The sequence below is a fragment of the endosymbiont of Bathymodiolus septemdierum str. Myojin knoll genome (assembly GCF_001547755.1).
In the GTDB taxonomy this organism is placed as follows: domain Bacteria; phylum Pseudomonadota; class Gammaproteobacteria; order PS1; family Pseudothioglobaceae; genus Thiodubiliella.
Genome location: NZ_AP013042.1, coordinates 1,175,834 through 1,192,442, shown reverse-complemented (window position 1 = coordinate 1,192,442; position 16,609 = coordinate 1,175,834). Strand labels below are relative to the sequence as shown.

Genomic DNA, 16,609 nt, shown 5'->3' with positions numbered 1-16,609 from the left:
AAGAAGTGGATTTAAATAAACGCGGGTTAATTAATTATTTATTATTGCCGATTTCGGCAATTTTTTACCTGCTATCGCTTATTAGAAAAGTCTTATATTATTTTGGCATACTGAAGACACATCAGTTTGATGTGCCAGTGATTGTGGTGGGTAATATTACTGTAGGTGGTACTGGCAAAACACCAATTGTGATGACATTGGTTGAGTATTTTAAAGCCCAAGGTAAAAAAGTTGGCGTGGTTTCGCGTGGCTATGGCGGCATACATCAACAAGGGAGTTTATTGGTAAAAGAAACCACAGCAGTTGAACTATCAGGCGATGAACCTTTGCTGATTGCGACGCAAACGGGCGCGGTAGTGATGGTGAATAAAAAGCGCACGCAGGCGGTGCAAGATTTGATTGACAATCACAGCGTGGATATTGTCATTAGTGATGATGGACTACAACATTATGCAATGGGTAGAGCGATAGAAATTTGTGTGGAAAATGGATTTGGTAATGGTTTTTTATTGCCTGCTGGACCCTTAAGAGAATCGATTGCAAGGTTGGACAAAGTGGATTTTGTTTTGCAAAGTGTTTTAAAGCCACTTGCTTTTATCAATTTAAAAACCCAGGAAGTCCAGCCTTTAGACTATTTTAAAAAACAAACTTGTCATGGCGTGGCGGGGATTGGCAAGCCAAGTAAGTTTTTTACTGTGATGTATGATTTAGGCGTGGATTTGATTGAACATCCTTTTGCCGATCACCATCTTTTTATTAAATCAGATTTAGATTTTAAAGACACACATCCTATTATTATGACTGCCAAGGATTGTGTAAAATGTAAACAATTCGCAACGCAGCAAATGTGGTATTTACAGGTTGAAGCCGAGTTAAGCGGAGATTTTTTGAAACAACTTGATGAGAAAATATGATAGATGAAGCCTTATTAAAATTATTGGTCTGCCCGCAAAGCAAAGCACCATTGAAACAAGTCGATGACGAATTGATTTGTGAAGAAAGCGGTTTGGCATATCCGATTGTTGATGGCATTCCAGTCTTGTTAATTGAAGAGGCGCGTAAAATAACCTAATGGGTTTTTCAGTCATTATTCCTGCGCGCTATGCTTCAAGTCGTTTGAGTGCAAAATTGGTGCAAGACATCCACGGCAAACCCCTGATTCAACACACTTACGAAAATGCCATTAAAAGTGGTGCAGATAGTGTCATAATAGCGACAGATAACACCATAATCGAAGAAATTTCAAGAAATTTTGGTGCTACCACTTGTATGACTAGCAAAGTCCATACTTCAGGCACAGGGCGCATTGCTGAAGTGTTAGAGACCTTAAATATTAATGATGAGCAAATTATTGTTAATGTGCAAGGTGATGAGCCGATGTTGGATGCGCAAGTGATTAAACAAGTGGCACAAAATTTAGCCGATTCACAAATGCAAATGGCAACTTTGTGTGAGAATGTTATTGATAAGGCGCAATATTTAGACCCAGATTGTGTGAAAGTGGTGTTTGATAAATTCGGCAAAGCTTTGTATTTTTCGCGCTCACCAATTCCCGCATTTCGTGATGAGGTTGATTTTGATGCATCATTGTGCTTCAAACATATTGGTATTTATGCGTATCGCTGTGGATTTATCAAACAATATTTAACCATGGACAGTTCGCGTTATGAACAAGTAGAAAAATTAGAACAACTCACGGTACTGAATGAGGGCTTTGGTATTCATGTGAGTAAAGCCTGTGCTCCAACAGGGTTTGGTGTGGATACAGCAGAAGATTTAGAAAAAGTAAGAGAGGCGCTGAAATGACTATTATAAACGGCAAGCAAATTGCCCAAGATTTGAGAAAAAATATCAAACAACAAGTGGCACAACTCAATCTTAAGCCCGGCTTACGCAAGCCGGGCTTAGCAGTGATTTTGGTAGGTGATGATCCTGCATCGAAGGTGTATGTGCGTAATAAAGACAATGCCTGCAGGGAAGTCGGTTTTTATGCTGAAAAAATTAATAAACCTGCCGATATTACGCAAGTAGAGTTATTGGCAGAGGTTGAACAATTAAATGAGGATAGTAATATTGATGGTATTTTAGTGCAACTGCCATTGCCAGCACATCTGGATGCTAATCAAATCATTGAAGCCATTAATCCAGCCAAAGATGTTGATGGTTTTCACAGTGAAAATATCGGCAAACTCATGCAAAATAAGCCACACCTGCGCCCTTGTACGCCAAAAGGTGTAATGACAATGTTGGCGACAATAGGTATTGATTTGATGGGTAAAGACTGCGTGGTAGTCGGGGCGTCCAATATTGTCGGGCGGCCAATGGCAATGGAGCTTTTAAACGCCCGCGCCACTGTGACGATTTGTAACAGCAAAACAACTAATTTGTCAGACAAACTTAAAAATGCTGATGTAATCGTTGTCGCCGTTGGCATTCCTAAGTTTATCAAAGGTAAATGGATTAAAAAAGGTGCGATTGTGATTGATGTGGGTATTAATCGCATAGAAGAAAATGGGAATTTTAAATTGGTTGGTGATGTTGATTTCAACAGCGCTGAAAAAGTCGCAGGATGGATTACTCCCGTGCCAGGTGGCGTTGGTCCAATGACTATTGCCACATTATTGGAAAATACATTAACGGCTTATCAAGCAAAGGAGAAAAAATGAAAATTTTATTAAAAGCGTTTAGAAATGGTTTGGGTGCAATTATTGCATTGATTAGTTGGTTAATTCCAGTTGGAAAAGTAAAACGCAGCGAAGAAGAGCAAAAATCAGTTGATGCACAAACAGAAAATATTGAATTATATCAATTCTTCGGCTGTCCATTTTGTATTAAAACCAGAAGAGCTATTAGACGCTTAAATCTCAAAATTACCAAGCAAGATGCACAAGACAGAAAAGGTGCCGCCAGAGCGGAACTCATTAAAGAAACTGGCGGACACCAAGTCCCGTGTTTAAAAATTACTGAAAATGGCAAAGTCGAGTGGATGCATGAAACCTCTGACATCATTGCCTATTTAGACAAGCGTTTTGGTCAAAAAAATTAGTGGGTTGTTATATTTAGTGTGTTTTCAGAATTGTCAATAGGCACAAAAATGACATTGCCAAATAGGGCGTAACCATTCTTGCCTGCCATTTCATTTTGAGGCAAACCTAAGGCTTCGCCATCATCGTTGATGACTAACATGCCGTTTCCTTGTTTAATGAAACCTAAGTAACCCCCTATAAAAGTTTCTAATTCAGCTTTGCTGAATTCCTCCGCACCCTCAAGAGGCTTGATGGCAATCGGGTCGCCAGTCACTTTGTAAAGCATTGCTTGATGCCATTTGTATTTCACTTCAGACATTAGGAGACCACTGCATTAACCCAGTGCGACTTAGGGAATACAGAAAATAGTGCATTTTTCATCCAAAGATGAGGAGAATAGCTGGTTATTTGACGAGTTTTTGGGTGGAAAAGGTGCTGTTTTATGTGTTTCATAAGTTGTGATGGGTTAATACAGTGGCCTCATTAGGTAAAAACGCCTGTAGTTGTTGGATACTACTGTTTAATCCTTGCTCAGAATTGGCAGTAATATTAATGTGCCCTAACTTTCTATTTGCACGCTCTACTTTGTCATATAAGTGCAAATGTGCATTGGGCATATTTAGAACTGTGTCAATATTACCAATTTTACCAATGATATTTACCATTGCAGAAAGTGGGTGTGTCGGCGTGGTATCGCCAAGTGGCTGACCAGTAATTGCACGAATGTGGTTTTCAAATTGCGAGGTATTTGCCCCTTCAATACTCCAATGCCCAGAATTATGTACACGAGGTGCCATTTCATTGGCAACCAATCCATTGTTCGTTTCAAACAACTCAATGGTTAGTACGCCAACATGGTTCATTTCATCGAGCAAAGTTTGCATATAGTGTTCAGCCGTCTTTTGCACTTCGGGGTCAATCGCCTGAGCGGGGGCAATGGTCAGGCGCAAAATACCGTCATGATGCGTATTTTCAACTAAAGGGTAATATTTGTGATTATTATTGGTATCACGCACAGCAATCAGAGAAAGCTCGCGTTTAAAATTCACAAAGCCTTCTAAAATTGATTCAGCACCATTCATACTTTCCCAGGCCTTGGTAATTTGACTTTTTTCATGTATTAAAAACTGACCTTTACCATCATAACCCTCGGTTGTTGTTTTTAAAATCGCAGGTAATCCAATGGTATTTACGGCATTTTTTAAATCTTGCTCAGAGCTGACTATTTGATAAGGGGCGCAAGGAATATTAAGTTGGTCGAATAAGGCTTTTTCTCGACCTCGATGTTGGGTGATGAACAATGATTTTTCACCGGGATAAACGGTCACTTTTTTGCCAATTTTTTTAACGATTTCCACATCGGTATTTTCACTTTCATAGGTAATGACATCAGCAAAATCCACTAGAGAATTAACACTATCATCGCCAATAAACATATGTCCTAATAGGGATGAAGGCTCCTCATTGCTGTTACCTGAAAAACCAAATTGATGATCCAAAGGATAGCCTGAAATCGCAAGCATTCTGCCTAATTGACCCGCACCTAAAACGCCAACTTTCATTTAATCGCTTGGGTTAGGATTGTCAAGTACATCTTGCGTTTGCTTAGCTCTGAAGGCAAGCACTTTTGCTTTTACCGCTTCATCTCCATTGGCAATTATTTGTGCTGCTAGGATGCCTGCATTCTTAGCCCCAGCTTCGCCGATAGCGAGCGTGCCAACAGGAATTCCACCTGGCATTTGTGCAATAGAAAGTAAAGAATCTTGACCACTTAACGCACGCGATTGAATAGGAACGCCCAAGACAGGAACAATGGTTTTTGCCGCTACCATACCTGGCAGGTGCGCTGCACCTCCTGCCCCCGCAATAATCACTTTTAACCCGCGCTCCAATGCACTTGATGCATAGTCAAACATTAAATCAGGGGTGCGATGTGCGGAGACCACTTTGACTTCGTGCGCTACGCCAAATTCTTCCAGCATTTCTACTGCATTTTTCATCGTCGGCCAATCAGATTTTGACCCCATAATAACCCCAACAACTGCACTCATTTCTTGCTCCAAAGTTTTTATATGATTAAAGAGACTATTAAATTATACGCAATTCAAAGTCTGGATGTAGAAAAGGCAGGTGTCCAGTATTTAATATTGTTACCGAGGTATTTTTTTGTTTATACCATTTGGCAATCTCAATTGGTATCAAGGTATCCTGTTTACCCAAGACAACCTGTATCGGAATATCTAATTGCTCAAATTGTTGGCGTAAATCACGCTGTAATAAAATTTTTAACCCTTGGTTAAGTGCTATAGTCGTTGCAGGCAAGGTATCAATGGACTGATTAAGGGATTTTAATTGCGTTTTGTTTTGACTTTGTAAACTGACAAAGCGCTTTAATCCTTTGGATAAATTCAACGACAATGTATCCGAGAATTGATGAAAATTTTTCGCATCAATGCCATAATGCCAACCAACAGTTGTGACAAAATTAGGGCTTGAGGCTAATAAAATCAGTTGAGATACATTAACCTTGTTGGCAATATTAATCGCCAACAAGCCACCTAAAGACCAGCCTAATAAAATTGGATTGTCAGGCAATAGCTTGATAATCTCATCGCACCATTTATCTAAATCGCCATCCACCACACTGCTTCGCCCATGCCCGGGTAAGTCAATAACCGTTATTTGATACTGATTTTGATAACGCGCAATTAAATCATTAAACAAATCACTATTAAATCCCCAACCATGTAGTAACACTAAGTCTTTACCTGTGCCAGTGGTGCGACTATAAAGCATATTTTACTTCGCTAAGCAGCTGTTCTATTTGTTTTTGTGTATGATTGGCATTCAAAGTAATGCGCAATCTTTCTGCGTTTTTGGCAACCGTTGGCGTGCGAATGGCACTTACTTGAAAGCCTTTTTCAAGTAGTGTCTGACTAAGCAATAAAGCCTGTTTGTTGTCGCCAATTATTAAAGGTTGAATTGCACTATCTGATGGCAAAATCGGTAATGATAGTGAGTGTGAAAACTTTTGAAAGAAATCAATATTTTCTAATAATTTGGCCCTTTGCTCGCCGCTTTTAATCAGTTCTAAACTTTGAAGCGTTGCCACACATAAAGCAGGTGCAATCGCTGTAGTATAAATGTAAGGGCGTGATTTTTGCACCAAAAAATCAATAAAATCTATATTTCCCCCCACAAAAGCCCCCATAACGCCTGCTGCCTTACCTAAAGTTGCCATATAAATAGAATTTTTCGGGATATTTGTATCAAAAATACCAAATCCATGGGCATCATCCTGCATAAGTAGTGCATCAGATTTTTTTGCAACTTTTTCGAGTGCAATAATATCCGCCTGATCTCCATCCATGCTAAATACTGTATCGGTTACAATCAAGCCTTGCCCAGTTTGCCTATCAATTTTCTTCTCAAGTGATGCAATATCAGTATGCAAATAGCGCTTGAGTGGCAAGCCAATCAAATGATTGGCATCAATGAGTGACGCATGATTGAGCTTATCCTGCAAGACCCAATCCAATTCACTTTTGAGCGCAGAAAACACACCAATATTTGCCATATACCCAGTTGAGAATAATAGGGTTTTTTCTACCCCTATATAATCCGATAACGCTTCTTCTAATTCTTGATGCGCCGTCGTATGTCCATTAATTAAATGCGACGCCCCCGAGCCCACACCAAATTTATCCACCCCTTGTTTAAACGCCTTAATCACTTTTGGGTGATTTTTTAACCCCAAATAATCATTCGAACAAAAATCCACACAAGACCCATCGGCAATTTTCACTTGCCGGTAAAGGTGTTGGTTTTTAATATGAGTAAGTTGCTGTGTAAAGTTCATAAATTTTTTAAAAATCTAACGGGCTTTTAACAATATTTTGATTTAATTCTTTAACAATATGCGTATAAATCATCGTAGTTTGTAGATTTTTATGCCCCAAAAGCCCAGAAATTGTGCGAATATCAATACCGTTTTGTAATAAATGTGTTGCGTAAGAATGGCGAAAAGTATGGGCGGATATTTTTTTATCAATATACGCCAAACGCGCCGCTGTTTTTATATTCCTGCCAAAAGTAGCAGACAACACATGATAGCGAATTTTCCTCTTACCCCTCGGGTCTTGTGAAATTGCGTTCATTGGGAATAAATATTGCCATTTAAACTCAGTATTAGCATTCGGATATTTTTTATTAAGTGCAAAAGGTAAATTAACATAGCCAAAGCCGTCAATCGTATCTTGTTTATGCGTTTTCCGCACATTTTCAATATGAATTTGCAAATCTTCCTTAATTTTTTGTGGCAAGGGCAACACCCTATCTTCTTGACTTTTACCATCCCAGATATAAACTTTATCAAAACCAAAATCAATATCTTTAATCCGCAAACGCAACAATTCACTCATCCGCAAGCCACAACCATACATAAGTTTAAGCATTAATTGATAAACCCCTTTGCTGTTAAAAATCACATTTTTAACTTCGTCTTTGGTCAAAACAGCAGGAATATGAATTTTAGTTTTTGCTCGCAAAGCAGAGATATTTTCATTTTTAATGGAAATTTCCAAAACTTTTTCATACAAAAATAACAAAGCATTAAATGCCTGATTTTGCGTTGATGGAGAAACCTTGCGATTAACGGCCAAATCAGTCAAAAATGCTTCAATCTCAATCTTACCCATTTTTTCTGGGTGCTTTTTATCGTGAAATAAAATGTATCTCTTTATCCAGCCAAGATAAGTTTTTTCAGTTTGATAACTATAATGCCTTAAACGGATTTTGTCTCTAACAACCTCTAATAATTTTTTTGCCATTTTTATACTTTTATATAAATATATACATTATTATATTCGTTTTTAATTATATATTAAGCGTATTTTATGTTTTTAGTATTTTATACTTAATTTAATTATATTTTTATTAAAGTTAGTGTATAATTATAACCTTAATAAATAGTTATAGTTCAAGATGAGCTTAAAATGTAATTATTTAGAAAAAAACAAAACAGGAGAACAAATGAATTGGTATTTAGAAGTACTGAAAAAATATACCGTTTTTAATGGTAGAGCAACAAGGTCAGAATATTGGTATTTCACATTATTTAATATAATAGCTACAATTATTTGTAGCATATTAGATGCAGTAATAGGAAGTGGGCTTGGAATAATAGGATTAATTTATGCATTAGCTGTTTTATTACCATATATTGGTGTTATGATAAGAAGACTGCATGACATTAACAGAAGTGGATGGTGGCAATTAATTGCTATTGTACCTATTTTAGGTTGGATATTAATTATTATTTGGACTACAAAAGATAGTGATGAAGAAGCTAATCAATACGGAGAAAATCCAAAAGTTATAACACCTACAGAATAAACTATAACAAATACTAGGAGAGGAACAAGGTAAAAGTGGCGAAAATATCAAGCTTTTAAGTGTCGCATTTAGATATTTGAAATATCAAATTACAAAGCCGTTAATTTACCTTGTCCCTCAAGATTGCCGTTATGCCAAAAAAACAAAAGGGTAGAAATGAATAAGGATGTAATGTTAGAGCGACTTGTAAAAAATGGATTAGACTTCCTAGAAAAGGCTATTTCTGAGTTAACTGAGCAACCAAAGTATTCTGTTATCCATTTTCATGCTGCTGTCGAATTATTCCTTAAAGCAAGACTTATGGCGGAGCATTGGACTCTTGTCATTTCTCACAGGCAAGAACCAGATTGGAATAAATTTGTTTCAGGTAATTTTCAATCTGTTTCGCTTGATGGTGCATCAGATAGATTAACAAAGATAGTGCGAAGCGGTCTAACCAAAGAACTGTCGGTTTTTCGTGAAATAACAAAGCACAGAAATAAAATGGTTCACTTTTTTCATGAGGCGCACAGTGAAGAAGAAAATGAAGAACAACTAAGAGATATAGTTAAACAACAATTAACCGCATGGTATTTTTTGCACAAGTTAATTACTGAACGGTGGCGTGAAGTATTTGAACCATGGAAAACAGGTGTAGCTAATATTGATAAAGAGTTAAGGAAATCACATTCGTTTTTACAAGTTATTTATGACCAGATATCATCTGATATAAAAAATAAAAAACTAAGCGGGCTAATATTTAAGTCGTGTCCTTCTTGTGGATTTGACTCACAAGAGCACGAAGATGAGTTGAAAGAAATATATAATGCAAACTGTTTAGTTTGCGGTCTCTCTGAAAAATGCATCAAAATTGAATGCCCTGATTGCTCCACAGAAGTAGTTTTCGAAAACGAGGGTTTTGGGCAATGCGACAATTGCGGTAAGAGATTCGAGCCAGAAGATTTAGCATCTGAAATAGATGATGGTGCTGCCCATGTTGCAGCAATGGATGGTGATGACTCTTGGGATATGGGTAATTGTAGTGATTGCGATGGCTATCATACCGTTGTTAGAACCGAAAATGATAAATATGTTTGTGCAAGTTGTTTTTTAGTTCTTGAGTCACTTCAGCGGTGTGGCTGGTGTAACGAGCCTAACACTGGTGATATGGAACATAGTCATTGGGCTGGTTGTAATCACTGTGATGGCAACGCAGATTGGGATAAAGATGATTAATCCTAAATATGGCATAACAAATAGCTCCAGCGGACAGTTTAAAGCGTCACTTTTTTTGCTTACGCAAAAACGCGCCCCTTTAAACTGCCGCTGAGCAAGGCGTTAGGCAGTAAGGTTGCTGTGGGTGTTGCTTCTGATGAGGTGGTTAAATTATACAAACCTAATGTTCCTGCCATACCACTTGAACAGCGTATTGAAATGCTCAAAGCACTTCGCTGTGTGGATATCGTACTTCCGTACCATGAGCTGGATTATCTTTCTGTTTGTAAAGAGGTTAAAGCAGATATTTTTGTTATTGGAGAAGACTGGGGTAGGAAGCCTCATAATCAAGATGTGGAAAATTATTTCAACACACAAGGTAAAAAAGTAGTTCAAATAAAATACAGTCCAAGAAATTCATCCACTAAAATAAAACAAAACATCGTAACCCAATTTCAAAGGAAATAAAAAGACAAAGGGCGTTAATTATTTGGAATCACCCAATAGTCATCCCACCTGACTTAAATTAAATTTTCCATAGGTGATGAAGCAGAAGCATAGGCTTTTTTCATCATTCTGCCAGCAAGGAAAGATTCACGACTGGCGATAACAGCGTGCTTCATTGCGCTTGCCATTAGTACTGGGTTTTTGGCGTTGGCAATGGCTGAGTTTATTAATACCCCATCACAGCCCAATTCCATTGTCTTGTCATTTTGACCGAAATTAAAAAGTTCGACTGCTAAAAAGTCTATGATATAATACATCAATACATCACTATAAAGGAAATAATTATGCATAGATTAAATTTAACAATAGATGAAGCGCTATATGAACAGGCTAGAGCAGTAGGTTTTATAGAAAAGAAATCAATATCCGCCATGATTAGAGAAAGTCTTAGAGAATATCTTTCAAAAAACACTAAAATAAAAGAACAAACTAATTTAATATTAGAAGCAGATGATGAAAAAGAAATTTTATCAATATTAGCAAGTGATGAATTTACTTCAAATAAAGAGTTTAAAAATAAATTTAACTTATGAAGATATCATTTTCTAAAACTTTTGAAAAGAAGTTTTTCAAATATGATAAAAAACTTCAAGAAAAAATATTTAATGCGATTCAAAATTTACCAAATGGGGATGTTAAAAGATTAACAGGTAATGACACACCTCCAATTTATAGAATAAGAATATCAAAATATAGAATTTTATTTCATATGAATGAAGAGAAAATACAAATATTAAAAGTTGATAGTAGAGGTGATATTTATAAGTAATGCAGATCGTCTAACAAATCATTCCACCTAACTTAAATTAAATTTTCCATAGGTGATGAAGCGGAAGCATAGGCTTTTTTCATCATTCTGCCAGCAAGGAAAGATTCACGACCGGCGATAACAGCGTGCTTCATTGCGCTTGCCATTAGTACTGGGTTTTTGGCGTTGGCAATAGCTGAGTTCATTAATACCCCATCACAGCCCAATTCCATTGCCTTGGCGGCATCTGATGCGCAGCCAATGCCTGCATCAATGAGTACGGGTACATTGGCGTTTTGTTTAATGAGTTTAATATTAGCAGGATTGGCAATACCTTGTCCTGAGCCGATGAGTGAAGCGAGGGGCATTATTGCACAGCAACCGATGTTTTCTAATTCTTTGGCAATAATGGGGTCGTCACTGGTGTAAACCATCACATCAAAGCCATCTGCGACTAAAATTTTTGCAGCAGCTAAGGTTTCTACAATATTCGGGTAAAGGGTTTTTTCGTCACCCAATACTTCGAGTTTAACCAAATTGTGACCACCCAAAAGTTCGCGTGCTAATTGGCAAGTGCGCACCGCATCTTTGGCGCTATAACAGCCTGCTGTATTGGGCAAAATGGTATATTTTTCTGGTGGCACAACATCAAGTAAGTTAGGTTCGTTGGCATCTTGACCGATATTAGTACGACGAATGGCAACGGTGATAATATCTGCTTCTGCTGCTTCTGTTGCCAGTTTGGTTTCGGTAAGGTCGCTATATTTTCCTGAACCAACCAGCAGGCGCGAGTTGTAAGTTTTTCCTGCAATGATTAAAGCTGTGTCAGTCATAATGCGTTTATTTTTTAATGAAATAATTGGGGAATTTTACCTTATTCTTAATGGTGTCGATACAAGGCCACAAAAGTATTGCAAATATTTTTCCATTTCACAAGGCGAACGAATAAATACTCGGTTGAGCATAGATAAAACTATGTGATTAAGAGGATTTATTTGTTCAACGCCGTGAAATGGAAAAAGACGCAGTAATATGGCGGAGAGTGAGGGATTCGAACCCTCGATAGGGGATAAACCCTATACGCCCTTAGCAGGGGCGCGCCTTCAGCCAACTCGGCCAACTCTCCAGAAGAGAAACATTATACTGTAAATAAAGGACTTTGAAAGGCGTTTAAAGGTTCTAATCATTTTTCAAGAAAACCAACGGTACATACCCAGTGCATTAACGCAAATAAACACAGCATTAAGTAAAATTAAAGATTTATCATTATTTCTCGTCCCTTGAATAACCCAACTAATGGCAGAAACCATAAAGAAAATATAGCCGAATTTTGAATATTCAAAATTTAGTGCCACCAGTATTCCACCCGTTATGCCAGTTACCGTGCCAAGCCAGCCCCAGTTATTCATGGGTTTCAAAGTCGTGCGTTACTGTGGCAGTTTTGCCTAGCATAATGGAAGCAGAGCAATATTTATCCGCGGATAAAGCAATCGCTTTTTTAATTTTTTTGTCGTTTAAGTCGCTGCCTTCAATAATAAAATGCATATGGATATTGGTAAAAACTTTTGGATGCTCATCAGCGCGTTCTGCACTGATTTCCACGCGACAATCTCGCACAGATTCACGCATTTTTTTCAGTGTAGAGACTACATCAACCGTGGTGCAGCCACCCATGCCAAGTAATAACATTTCCATTGGACGCACACCCAAATTTTGCCCGCCCAATTCTTCAGGTCCGTCCATAACAATGGTATGACCACTGGCAGATTTGCCAATCATATTCATCCCATTAATCCATTTTACTGTATTCATTTGAACATCTCCTGCAAGGCGATACCTGGGTTGTCTTGACGCATAAAGGCCTCGCCAACTAAAAAACTATAAATATCATTTTTACGCATAAAGGCAACATCTTCTCCTGTCAAAATGCCACTTTCGGTGATGATTAAAGTGTCTTCTTGCACTGCTTTCATTAGTTCAATCGTCGTATTTAAAGACACATCAAACGAACGCAAATTACGATTATTAATGCCAATCATCGGCAGGCGTAATTGCTGTGTGCGTAGCAACTCTTCTATGTTATGCACCTCAACTAATACATCCATATTAATCGCAATTGCACGCATTGCAAGGTCTTCCATCTGCTCGTCGCTTAAACACGCGGCAATGAGTAAGATACAATCAGCGCCAAGCACTCTGGATTCGTAAATTTGATAGGGGTCAATAATGAATTCTTTGCGTAATACAGGAATGGAGACGGCTTGTCGCACATCGGTCAAATATTGATTATCACCTTGAAAAAAATCCTTGTCAGTCAATACAGACAAACACGCTGCCCCTGCCTGTTGGTAACTTTGAGCGATTTCAACAGGGTTAAAATTTTCACGCAATACACCTTTGGAGGGGGATGCTTTTTTAATTTCTGCAATAACTGCATTCTGCTTTAAGTCGGCTTTATCTTTTAACGCTTGATAAAAATCTTGTGTATCGCGGTTTTTATAAGCAGCATCTAACATTTTTTGCACAGAAATATTTTCTTTACAAGTGGCTATCTCTTCTTCTTTACGGGCAATAATTTTTTTTAAAATGTCGGGCGTGTCGCTCATAGTGTTTTTCAATTTATATGGTATCGGTTATTTTAAACGAATATAATTAACACTGAGTTTTTTAACCAACATTAAAGTATGAAATTATTAAATTTTGAGGTCGGTCTAGACCATCCATTTTTCCTCATCGCTGGACCTTGTGTGATTGAATCTGAGGCGTTGGCAATGGAAACTGCCGCTTATTTAAAGAAAGTTACTGATGAATTAAACATTAATTTTATCTATAAATCGTCTTACGATAAGGCTAATCGCACCAGTACCAGTAGTTTTAGAGGTCTTGGTGTTGAAGAAGGTTTGCGTATTTTGCAAAAAGTCAAGGACGAAATCGGTATCCCTGTGTTGACCGATGTCCATGAAGATACGCCACTTGATGAGGTGGCATCAGTGGTTGATATGATGCAAACACCTGCTTTTTTAGTGCGTCAAACTAATTTTATTCAAAATGTTTGTAAACAAGGTATACCTGTCAACATTAAAAAAGGTCAATTCCAAGCGCCGTGGGATATGCAAAATGTAGTGGATAAAGCCTTTGAAACAGGCAATCAACAAATCACTTTATGTGACCGTGGTACTTCATTCGGCTACAATACGCTCATCTCTGATATGCGTGGATTATCCAGTATGCGCTCAACGGGTCAGCCGATTGTTTTTGACGCCACGCATTCTGTACAGCAGCCAGGCGGACAAGGTGGCACTTCAGGTGGACAAAGAGAAATGGTGCCTGTTGTCGCCAGAGCGGCGGCAGGGGTTGGGGTTTCAGGGTTTTTTATGGAAACTCATCCAAATCCTAACGAGGCACTCAGCGATGGACCGAATATGATTCCGATTGATAAAATGTCTGAAATGCTCAAAGCATTGCAAGACATTGACCATATCACTAAGAAAAATGGGTTTTTAGAAGACCAACTTTAAAAAAAGACCTTTGTATAAATATGTCTGATAAGCATCAAATCCTACAAGATATTTTTGGGTTTGATGACTTTCGTCCGTTACAAGAGTCCGCGGTGGACAAAATTCTTAACCACGAAGATGTTTTATTAATTTTGCCAACAGGTGGTGGTAAATCACTATGCTATCAATTACCAGGCTTGCTAATGGAAGGCGTTGTGGTGGTGGTTTCACCTTTGTTGGCATTGATGCAGGACCAAGTTCACGGCTTGATGGCAAAGGGTATTGAAGCGGTAATGATGTCGTCTATGCAGAGTATGGAAGAAAATACTCAGGCAGAAAATGATTTACGAGAGGGTAAGATAAAGTTTATTTTTGTTGCGCCAGAGCGATTACAAAATGATTATTTTTTGCATTTTTTAGAGCGTCTAAAGATTGCTTTTTTTGCCGTTGATGAGGCGCATTGTGTCAGTGAATGGGGACATGAGTTTCGAGCAGATTATCGTCAATTGGGTTTGCTAAAAAATCGTTTTCCCGAAATCGGTGTTTCTGCATTTACCGCAACGGCAACCACGCAAGTGGAAAAGGATATTGTCAATCAATTGCAATTTAAAGATAGAAACAACATTATTCGTGGCAAGATTTTTAGAGATAATTTATTTATCAATGTCAAACCTAGAAAAAAGAATGGACATGGGCAACTATTAGACTTCCTGCAAAGTCATCAAAATGAACGGGGCATCATTTATACCCTCTCACGCAAAAATACTGAATCACTCAGTGCTTTTTTACGAGAACAGGGTTTAAAAGCCAAGGCCTATCACGCAGGATTGTCATCCGAAGAGCGCCGTCAAGCATTTAGCGATTTTGTTAATGACGATATTGATATTATGGTTGCTACTATTGCCTTTGGAATGGGGATTGACAAAAGCAACATCCGTTTTGTGGTGCATATGTCAATGCCAAAAACCATGGAAGCCTATTATCAAGAAATGGGTAGAGCAGGTAGAGACGGGTTGCCGAGTGAAGTTTTACTGCTGTACTCAACAGGCGATTTAGGTTTGTTAGGGCATTTCATTGCCGATATTGAAGATGAAACCTATCGTGACGCCGCCTATAATAAATTAAACCTTGTTAAAAAATATGCATTCTCTGAGGGTTGCCGACACCAAGCACTCAGTCATTATTTTGACGATGAAATGAACGCCTGTAAAACACAATGTGACAACTGTCTTAACCCTGATGTTGAACGCAGTGATATTAGCGAACAGGCAAAGATGTTTTTATCAGCGATTTATCGTACTGAGCAAAATTTTGGACAGGGGTATGTGATTGATATCTTGTTAGGCTCAAAAAATCAAAAAGTATTAAATAATGGGCATCAAGATTTATCTGTTTATGGTATTGGTAGTGACATCAATAGAGCCACATGGAAAATTATTGGAGACCGTTTACTAGAAATAGATGCGCTAATCATAGGTGATTTTAAGGTTTTGAAATTGACGAATATTGCCATGGAAATAATGAAATCTGAGCAAATGGTTGATATTCGTGCAAGTAATTTACAAACGCAAGACAAAGACGAGAAACCCAAGAAAATTGCCAGACAAGAATATCAAGTCGATGCAGGAATTTTTGAGCAATTAAGGGCGTTGAGGGCAGAAATTGCCAAAGAGGAAGGGATGCCAGCCTATGTTATCTTTGATAATAAAACTTTGACAGAAATGGCGTATTTTTTACCCAATGATGAAGCCAGCTTCTTGCAGATTAATGGGGTTGGACAAATAAAAATTGAAAAATATGGTGCGCGTTTTTTAGCCTTATTATCCACTTTGAAGGCGGGTGTTTCTCAGGAATACAACCAAGAATTGACTAAAAATCCTGCTTTAGAATCTGCTGAAAATATCACGCCAAAAACCACGCAAGAGGTTACTTCTGAAGACGAACCCGATAAAAAATTATCCATCACTTATCAAGAAACTTTGGCGCTTATTCGGCAAGATTTGTCTATTGATGACATCTATCAGCAACGAGAATTGGCAGTTTCTACCATATTAGGTCATATCAATAAATTAGCCGATGCAGGAGAGATTGAAGAAGCAAAAAAACAGCAACTTTTTGCAACTGTGTCTATTGATAAAGACATCAATGATTGGATTTTACAGGGTGTTGATCAGCTAGGGTCTATTGAGGAGGCTCAAAAGCAACTGTCAATTTTTAGACAACTTAATCAAAAAATGTGAAAG

General features: G+C 38.0%; 22 protein-coding genes, 1 tRNA gene and 1 pseudogene. 12 read left to right on the top strand and 12 right to left on the bottom strand.

Going from position 1 to position 16,609, the window contains the following annotated elements; translation table 11 throughout:
- The first annotated feature begins 5 nt into the window (after window positions 1-5).
- The 5 genes from lpxK to BSEPE_RS06225 are packed head-to-tail and all read left to right on the top strand — an operon-like array spanning window position 6 to window position 3,046.
- On the top strand, window positions 6-914 hold the full coding sequence (gene lpxK / locus BSEPE_RS06240; RefSeq protein ID WP_066045207.1) for a tetraacyldisaccharide 4'-kinase: 909 nt from the start codon (window positions 6-8) through the stop codon (window positions 912-914).
- Window positions 911-1,072: a Trm112 family protein gene (locus tag BSEPE_RS07900; RefSeq protein ID WP_083502990.1), complete on the top strand. Its 162-nt coding sequence runs from the start codon at window positions 911-913 to the stop codon at window positions 1,070-1,072. The genes lpxK and BSEPE_RS07900 overlap by 4 nt, the downstream gene beginning before the upstream one ends.
- Complete coding sequence (kdsB, locus tag BSEPE_RS06235; protein WP_066045205.1) at window positions 1,072-1,806, top strand: 3-deoxy-manno-octulosonate cytidylyltransferase; 735 nt, start codon at window positions 1,072-1,074, stop codon at window positions 1,804-1,806. The genes BSEPE_RS07900 and kdsB overlap by 1 nt, the downstream gene beginning before the upstream one ends.
- Window positions 1,803-2,666, top strand: coding sequence for a bifunctional methylenetetrahydrofolate dehydrogenase/methenyltetrahydrofolate cyclohydrolase FolD (gene folD, locus BSEPE_RS06230; protein WP_066045204.1), 864 nt, complete (start codon window positions 1,803-1,805; stop codon window positions 2,664-2,666). The genes kdsB and folD overlap by 4 nt, the downstream gene beginning before the upstream one ends.
- Window positions 2,663-3,046, top strand: a complete 384-nt coding sequence (locus tag BSEPE_RS06225) for a glutaredoxin family protein (protein WP_066045202.1) — start codon at window positions 2,663-2,665, stop codon at window positions 3,044-3,046. The genes folD and BSEPE_RS06225 overlap by 4 nt, the downstream gene beginning before the upstream one ends.
- Here BSEPE_RS06225 and BSEPE_RS06220 read toward each other — a convergent pair.
- The 6 genes from BSEPE_RS06220 to BSEPE_RS06195 all read right to left on the bottom strand — a co-directional run bounded on the left by BSEPE_RS06220 (window position 3,043) and on the right by BSEPE_RS06195 (window position 7,855).
- Entirely contained in the window at window positions 3,043-3,345 is a 303-nt protein-coding gene (locus BSEPE_RS06220; RefSeq protein ID WP_066045201.1) for a DUF3846 domain-containing protein, read from the bottom strand. The genes BSEPE_RS06225 and BSEPE_RS06220 overlap by 4 nt on opposite strands.
- Before the next feature lie 130 nt (window positions 3,346-3,475).
- Window positions 3,476-4,588, bottom strand: coding sequence for a 5-(carboxyamino)imidazole ribonucleotide synthase (locus tag BSEPE_RS06215; protein WP_066045199.1), 1,113 nt, complete (start codon window positions 4,586-4,588; stop codon window positions 3,476-3,478).
- Entirely contained in the window at window positions 4,589-5,077 is a 489-nt protein-coding gene (gene purE, locus BSEPE_RS06210; RefSeq protein ID WP_066045197.1) for a 5-(carboxyamino)imidazole ribonucleotide mutase, read from the bottom strand.
- A 37-nt stretch (window positions 5,078-5,114) separates the two neighbouring features.
- Window positions 5,115-5,822, bottom strand: coding sequence for an alpha/beta fold hydrolase (locus BSEPE_RS06205; protein WP_066045195.1), 708 nt, complete (start codon window positions 5,820-5,822; stop codon window positions 5,115-5,117).
- On the bottom strand, window positions 5,812-6,885 hold the full coding sequence (locus tag BSEPE_RS06200; RefSeq protein ID WP_066045193.1) for an aminotransferase class I/II-fold pyridoxal phosphate-dependent enzyme: 1,074 nt from the start codon (window positions 6,883-6,885) through the stop codon (window positions 5,812-5,814). The genes BSEPE_RS06205 and BSEPE_RS06200 overlap by 11 nt, the downstream gene beginning before the upstream one ends.
- A gap of 7 nt (window positions 6,886-6,892) precedes the next feature.
- Window positions 6,893-7,855, bottom strand: coding sequence for an integron integrase (locus tag BSEPE_RS06195; protein WP_066045191.1), 963 nt, complete (start codon window positions 7,853-7,855; stop codon window positions 6,893-6,895).
- A 202-nt stretch (window positions 7,856-8,057) separates the two neighbouring features.
- Between BSEPE_RS06195 and BSEPE_RS06190 the strand changes: the two genes are divergently transcribed.
- From BSEPE_RS06190 to BSEPE_RS06180, 3 genes are all read left to right on the top strand, one after another.
- On the top strand, window positions 8,058-8,420 hold the full coding sequence (locus tag BSEPE_RS06190) for a DUF805 domain-containing protein (protein ID WP_066045188.1): 363 nt from the start codon (window positions 8,058-8,060) through the stop codon (window positions 8,418-8,420).
- Window positions 8,421-8,576: 156 nt separating this feature from the next.
- Entirely contained in the window at window positions 8,577-9,635 is a 1,059-nt protein-coding gene (locus BSEPE_RS06185; protein ID WP_066045187.1) for a hypothetical protein, read from the top strand.
- Window positions 9,636-9,719: 84 nt separating this feature from the next.
- Entirely contained in the window at window positions 9,720-10,082 is a 363-nt protein-coding gene (locus tag BSEPE_RS06180; protein ID WP_066045185.1) for a cytidylyltransferase, read from the top strand.
- A 53-nt stretch (window positions 10,083-10,135) separates the two neighbouring features.
- Here the strand turns inward: BSEPE_RS06180 and BSEPE_RS06175 are convergent.
- A pseudogene (locus tag BSEPE_RS06175) lies at window positions 10,136-10,321 on the bottom strand (thiazole synthase); the annotation flags it as partial.
- 84 nt (window positions 10,322-10,405) lie between these two features.
- On the opposite strand from BSEPE_RS06175, the gene BSEPE_RS06170 reads away from it, so the two are divergent.
- Window positions 10,406-10,654: a type II toxin-antitoxin system CcdA family antitoxin gene (locus BSEPE_RS06170; protein WP_066045181.1), complete on the top strand. Its 249-nt coding sequence runs from the start codon at window positions 10,406-10,408 to the stop codon at window positions 10,652-10,654.
- Window positions 10,651-10,890: a type II toxin-antitoxin system RelE family toxin gene (locus BSEPE_RS06165; protein WP_066045180.1), complete on the top strand. Its 240-nt coding sequence runs from the start codon at window positions 10,651-10,653 to the stop codon at window positions 10,888-10,890. Before BSEPE_RS06170 ends, BSEPE_RS06165 begins: the two co-directional genes overlap by 4 nt.
- Before the next feature lie 32 nt (window positions 10,891-10,922).
- Here the strand turns inward: BSEPE_RS06165 and BSEPE_RS06160 are convergent, their stop codons facing one another.
- The 5 genes from BSEPE_RS06160 to trpC form a co-directional block, all read right to left on the bottom strand.
- A complete protein-coding gene (locus tag BSEPE_RS06160; RefSeq protein WP_066045178.1) occupies window positions 10,923-11,702 on the bottom strand; it encodes a thiazole synthase in 780 nt (259 codons plus the stop codon).
- Window positions 11,703-11,902: 200 nt separating this feature from the next.
- Window positions 11,903-11,995 (bottom strand) — tRNA-Ser (locus BSEPE_RS06155).
- Window positions 11,996-12,059: 64 nt separating this feature from the next.
- On the bottom strand, window positions 12,060-12,278 hold the full coding sequence (locus BSEPE_RS06150) for a hypothetical protein (RefSeq protein WP_066045176.1): 219 nt from the start codon (window positions 12,276-12,278) through the stop codon (window positions 12,060-12,062).
- Complete coding sequence (locus BSEPE_RS06145) at window positions 12,271-12,681, bottom strand: OsmC family protein (RefSeq protein WP_066045174.1); 411 nt, start codon at window positions 12,679-12,681, stop codon at window positions 12,271-12,273. The genes BSEPE_RS06150 and BSEPE_RS06145 overlap by 8 nt, the downstream gene beginning before the upstream one ends.
- Window positions 12,678-13,475, bottom strand: coding sequence for an indole-3-glycerol phosphate synthase TrpC (gene trpC, locus BSEPE_RS06140; RefSeq protein ID WP_066045172.1), 798 nt, complete (start codon window positions 13,473-13,475; stop codon window positions 12,678-12,680). The genes BSEPE_RS06145 and trpC overlap by 4 nt, the downstream gene beginning before the upstream one ends.
- Before the next feature lie 78 nt (window positions 13,476-13,553).
- Between trpC and kdsA the strand changes: the two genes are divergently transcribed.
- Together kdsA and recQ are read left to right on the top strand one after the other, a co-directional pair.
- On the top strand, window positions 13,554-14,387 hold the full coding sequence (gene kdsA, locus BSEPE_RS06135) for a 3-deoxy-8-phosphooctulonate synthase (protein WP_066045170.1): 834 nt from the start codon (window positions 13,554-13,556) through the stop codon (window positions 14,385-14,387).
- 20 nt (window positions 14,388-14,407) lie between these two features.
- Window positions 14,408-16,606 carry a DNA helicase RecQ gene (recQ, locus tag BSEPE_RS06130; RefSeq protein ID WP_070104572.1) on the top strand — a complete coding sequence of 733 codons (2,199 nt, stop codon included), beginning with the start codon at window positions 14,408-14,410 and terminating at the stop codon, window positions 16,604-16,606.
- The last annotated feature ends 3 nt before the right edge of the window (window positions 16,607-16,609 follow it).

Coding starts and splice junctions, on each gene's coding strand:
- BSEPE_RS07900 (WP_083502990.1), top strand. CDS start 911: ATGATAGATGAAGCCTTATTAAAATTATTGGTCTGCCCGCAAAGCAAA.
- kdsB (WP_066045205.1), top strand. CDS start 1,072: ATGGGTTTTTCAGTCATTATTCCTGCGCGCTATGCTTCAAGTCGTTTG.
- folD (WP_066045204.1), top strand. CDS start 1,803: ATGACTATTATAAACGGCAAGCAAATTGCCCAAGATTTGAGAAAAAAT.
- BSEPE_RS06225 (WP_066045202.1), top strand. CDS start 2,663: ATGAAAATTTTATTAAAAGCGTTTAGAAATGGTTTGGGTGCAATTATT.
- BSEPE_RS06220 (WP_066045201.1), bottom strand. CDS start 3,345: ATGTCTGAAGTGAAATACAAATGGCATCAAGCAATGCTTTACAAAGTG.
- BSEPE_RS06215 (WP_066045199.1), bottom strand. CDS start 4,588: ATGAAAGTTGGCGTTTTAGGTGCGGGTCAATTAGGCAGAATGCTTGCG.
- purE (WP_066045197.1), bottom strand. CDS start 5,077: ATGAGTGCAGTTGTTGGGGTTATTATGGGGTCAAAATCTGATTGGCCG.
- BSEPE_RS06205 (WP_066045195.1), bottom strand. CDS start 5,822: ATGCTTTATAGTCGCACCACTGGCACAGGTAAAGACTTAGTGTTACTA.
- BSEPE_RS06200 (WP_066045193.1), bottom strand. CDS start 6,885: ATGAACTTTACACAGCAACTTACTCATATTAAAAACCAACACCTTTAC.
- BSEPE_RS06195 (WP_066045191.1), bottom strand. CDS start 7,855: ATGGCAAAAAAATTATTAGAGGTTGTTAGAGACAAAATCCGTTTAAGG.
- BSEPE_RS06190 (WP_066045188.1), top strand. CDS start 8,058: ATGAATTGGTATTTAGAAGTACTGAAAAAATATACCGTTTTTAATGGT.
- BSEPE_RS06185 (WP_066045187.1), top strand. CDS start 8,577: ATGAATAAGGATGTAATGTTAGAGCGACTTGTAAAAAATGGATTAGAC.
- BSEPE_RS06170 (WP_066045181.1), top strand. CDS start 10,406: ATGCATAGATTAAATTTAACAATAGATGAAGCGCTATATGAACAGGCT.
- BSEPE_RS06165 (WP_066045180.1), top strand. CDS start 10,651: ATGAAGATATCATTTTCTAAAACTTTTGAAAAGAAGTTTTTCAAATAT.
- BSEPE_RS06160 (WP_066045178.1), bottom strand. CDS start 11,702: ATGACTGACACAGCTTTAATCATTGCAGGAAAAACTTACAACTCGCGC.
- BSEPE_RS06150 (WP_066045176.1), bottom strand. CDS start 12,278: ATGAATAACTGGGGCTGGCTTGGCACGGTAACTGGCATAACGGGTGGA.
- BSEPE_RS06145 (WP_066045174.1), bottom strand. CDS start 12,681: ATGAATACAGTAAAATGGATTAATGGGATGAATATGATTGGCAAATCT.
- trpC (WP_066045172.1), bottom strand. CDS start 13,475: ATGAGCGACACGCCCGACATTTTAAAAAAAATTATTGCCCGTAAAGAA.
- kdsA (WP_066045170.1), top strand. CDS start 13,554: ATGAAATTATTAAATTTTGAGGTCGGTCTAGACCATCCATTTTTCCTC.
- recQ (WP_070104572.1), top strand. CDS start 14,408: ATGTCTGATAAGCATCAAATCCTACAAGATATTTTTGGGTTTGATGAC.